Origin of the sequence: Bacillus sp. MMSF_3353 (assembly GCF_030733445.1) — a bacterium.
In the GTDB taxonomy this organism is placed as follows: Bacteria; Bacillota; Bacilli; order Bacillales; family Bacillaceae_G; genus Bacillus_A; species Bacillus_A wiedmannii.
The window spans coordinates 1-3,952 of the sequence record NZ_JASHJA010000077.1 but is presented as its reverse complement, the minus strand read 5'-3'; the positions used below and the strand labels follow the sequence as shown (position 1 = coordinate 3,952).

Sequence of the window (3,952 nt, the reverse complement as noted above, 5' to 3'; positions counted from 1 at the left end):
ATATTAATTCTAATGTTTTTATTTATTTTAATTTCTAAAACAAGATTTATTAAATATATTACTTTGCATCTATTTGTAACTTTTTAGGGAGGCTTAGCATATTTTCTAAAAGATTCCCTAATTTTTTATATAATTTGGCATAAATCATATTTTAAACAATCGATTAAAATATGATTCAATCAGTTATATGACTACAGTGACCTTTGCTATTCAACAAAATTGTTCAATAATATTGAATTAATTTTTTCTAAATTATCTATGTTCTTTAAAATCTTCGTCCCCCTTTTCAACTATTGTACAATCTATATTTTGTTCTAACATCTGTTCTATTACTTTTAACGACTCTTGAAATCCTTCACCCTAATTACTAGTAAAATTAATAAACGTCTAGATCTATTGCCCCCCTTTTCATCTTCCTATACACATCTACATTTCATATCAAATTTATGATGTATATTATTCAGAAATCTGGTCCATACTAATACAAATGAAACCTCAAATTAAGTTTTTTTAGCTATAATTATTTAATATTCAATTAATACATTTCACTTCCCAATATCCTCATTACTTTTCACTTATAAAAATAACCCTGTTCGAGATTCAAAACCCAACAAATAATATCAGTATTTTCCTAAAATTCAAACAACATCTATACAAGCTTTCATACAACATTAAAACGCTACTTTAACGCATAGCGTTCACATACAAATAAAGCTTTTTATTTGCTTTTTAGGCATATGTACTATAAAAACCGTACTTAATTGCTAATTCTATTAATGAAAGCTTTGATTCTATTGCAAATATCTAGTAAAATTCTTATATCAGCAACAAACTTCTAATATTAATAGTTAGTTTTAAAATAGTTTCCTACGTACATTAATGTTGTATAAATACTTGTTCACTTCCAACAATGAACGCTATTAGAACGAATAGCGTTCATTGTTGAAAAAACATTAACGCTAGATGTATAGACTGACTTAATATATAAGTATGTATACAAACAAACTGATATGAGTACAAATGATTAGATGGCTGCCTATAAAAATTTCTACTCTTAAAGGAAAGATCTTTTCAAGAACGAATCAATATCTAACATACAAATAATGGAGGTGTGAAGTTTGGAATATGGATATTTTGCACAAGAAGTAGCAAAACAACTAGATATAAACACCAATACACTTCGCAGATGGTCAATTGAACTAGAAAAAATGGAATATATATTTGAAAGAAATGAGCGTAATCAACGAATTTACTATGAGAATGATATAGATATCTTAAAGCAAATGAAAGAATACTTAAATCAAAACTGGAAACTAGAAGAAGCTGCAACAAGAAGCATGGAAAGTATGGAAAATACTGAAGAGAACGCTCAGAAAACGGATAGCGTTCACGAGGAAAATGAAGTTCAAGTAACGCTCAGAAAACGTTCAGAAACTGATATTTTGATGATTCAAGAAAAATTTTCTCACATGCTTGAGCAACAAGATAAAATTGTACAACAGAACCAAGATATCATTAAATTGTTATTACAGGAACGCTCAGAAAAAGAAGACAAAGATCTACAGATTCAGTTATTACAAGAAAAACTGGATAAAGCAATTGAATTATTAAATGAAGATCGCCAAGAACAGCAAGATAACACCAAAAAAACGTTCATTCAACGTTTATTTAATCTAAATTAAATCAGATATACGTTTTTTATCAAATATATCTAATTGAGCAAAAAAAAGCGGTAGCTACCGCTTTTTTTTTTACTCATCCTTACAACGCGAATACGTAGTTTTGTAAAAAATTTCTATGATTTGTTTTTTTCTCGTTTAATTTCGAAGAGTGTAGTTTTTTACAGCTTGTGTTTTAATTACATAAACTTTCTACTCAAACCATCAAAAAGCGTCATGTCAATGGTAGAGAATACTTATAATTCAGAGGTATGCTCAAAATAGAAAGCTTGTAAAAGCGATTACTGACATATCTTGGTCACAATTTCAAACAATATTGAAATATAAAGTAAAGTGGTGTAGTAAACAATTAGTTGTAATCTCTAAAACATTTGCTTCTAGTCAATTATGTTCCAATTGCAACTATAAAAACATAGATGCTAAAAATCTAATCATTCGTGAGTAGGATTGTCCTTATTGTGGCACACAATATGATGGAGATCGTAACACAGCGCTCAATCTTAGAAATGAAGCTAACCGTAGGAACTATCGGGATAGCCTACTGAATTAGAGACCGTTAGGCTCCTGTACTTAGGTATCCATTATCACAAGGATACTAAGTGCTCAGTTTTCCAAAGTATATTACTTAACATATCTTATTGGACCCTTCTTATGGATTCCAAAAACTCTATATTGCTAATAGAAACATGTTAATCCTATTTCCTAAAATTAGTTAAGTGTTTTCTTCGCCAATTTTTAGGAAAAATTGACTAATCCTCTAATTTCTTAACCACATAATAAGCCTGTATAGGAAACTCCATGCTTTTTCTAGTCTTCTCTAATTCATTTTGCCAGATTAGATTTTTTCATATAAATGTCATCAATCACAGCATTCATTATTACTAAATCCTATGCGTTATAAACGCTATTATTAAAGGTAATATCTTTACTTCTAAAGTTACATTATGGCCCTAAAGGAAAAGTACTATATTTATGCACTGAATCTATAATGAACGCATAGCGTTCATTATTTACAAAACGTTAAATTAACGTTTTGTAAGCGCTCATAGTGTTTTTTCTTATTGTATTAAAATACTGGCCATCTAATATCCTTACAGATCGTTTCAAGTTCAAAACACTAAACACAAAAATTTTCCATTCTTTAATTTGTTAGGCCGCTATCACATAGTTCCTAGGCCTTTTAGACGATTCGTATCGCTCTTATTGCTAATAAGATATGTACCACAAAAAGAACACGCCCATTAATGTCTATATATCCGTAATCAAACTTTGAAAATAGTCAACTAACATAAACTGTTTTTAATTTAACAGCTACTTTTTTTGTCATGCCACTTTGCTTTAAATACTTGATAACATTATCAATCTCTATGCTTCATTTAGTCAGTTTCGTTATTATAACGTTCATTAATTAGTACAATATAGCCACATACAACTTTATTATGTGGCTATTAATTGATACACCCGTAATCAAATTTTATATATTGATTTAGCATAAATTATGTTCTTTAAACAACCCAGAGTATTGACATTAAAGAGATAAACGCTAAAAAAACGGGTAGCGTTCACATTAAAAATCACTTAACTTAAAGACGATTTTAGCATAACGTCAACTACATATCTCTTTGTCCTTTCTTATGGACCCTGGGATGACCTATATATTTCCAAACCACTTTAATATATTTGTTATCTTAAGATTAGTAATAATAAAACAGCACCATACCATCGCAGCGTTCATTATTACTAATTTATAGCGTTATGAACACTGTTAAATAAAACATATCTATCCTAAATCCACATTATACTTTTAGATATAAATATATCTAGACATATCATATTAATGAACCGAATCCCTTGTGAACGCACAGCGTTCACGTTTTACAAATCGTTAAACTAACGTTTCGAAAGCGTTCATTTTTTTATTCCTACTGTATTAAACATCTTGCGCCTCAAACATCCTTACAGGCTGTTTGAGGCGCAAGATTACTAAATAAAAAAACACTCCATTTCTTATTTGTTAGGTGGCTATTCTCGTAATTCATACACTTTATAAATAAAACACTTCGTTCTTATGATTTAAACTTGTGTTAATACCTTTATCATAATGTGTGTTATAAGAATGAAATTCTCATGAACATCTATAAAACAGCTAAAATTAGGGGATTTCTTGAAATATGCCCTTGGAAGATTATGCTTTGCTTCTTGCAAGTTGATCTCTGTTTAAAGAATTTAATAAGTTATATTTTTACTTCATTTAGTTGAAATTGTTTTTATAA

2 protein-coding genes are annotated in these 3,952 nt (G+C 29.0%); both read left to right on the top strand.

From position 1 onward, the window contains the following. Positions 1–1,118 precede the first annotated feature (1,118 nt). Positions 1,119–1,682 carry a MerR family transcriptional regulator gene (locus RBB48_RS31455; protein WP_000455692.1) on the top strand — a complete coding sequence of 188 codons (564 nt, stop codon included), beginning with the start codon at positions 1,119–1,121 and terminating at the stop codon, positions 1,680–1,682. Positions 1,683–1,995: 313 nt separating this feature from the next. After that, positions 1,996–2,124, top strand: coding sequence for a hypothetical protein (locus RBB48_RS31450; RefSeq protein WP_306008849.1), 129 nt, complete (start codon positions 1,996–1,998; stop codon positions 2,122–2,124). Positions 2,125–3,952 lie beyond the last annotated feature (1,828 nt).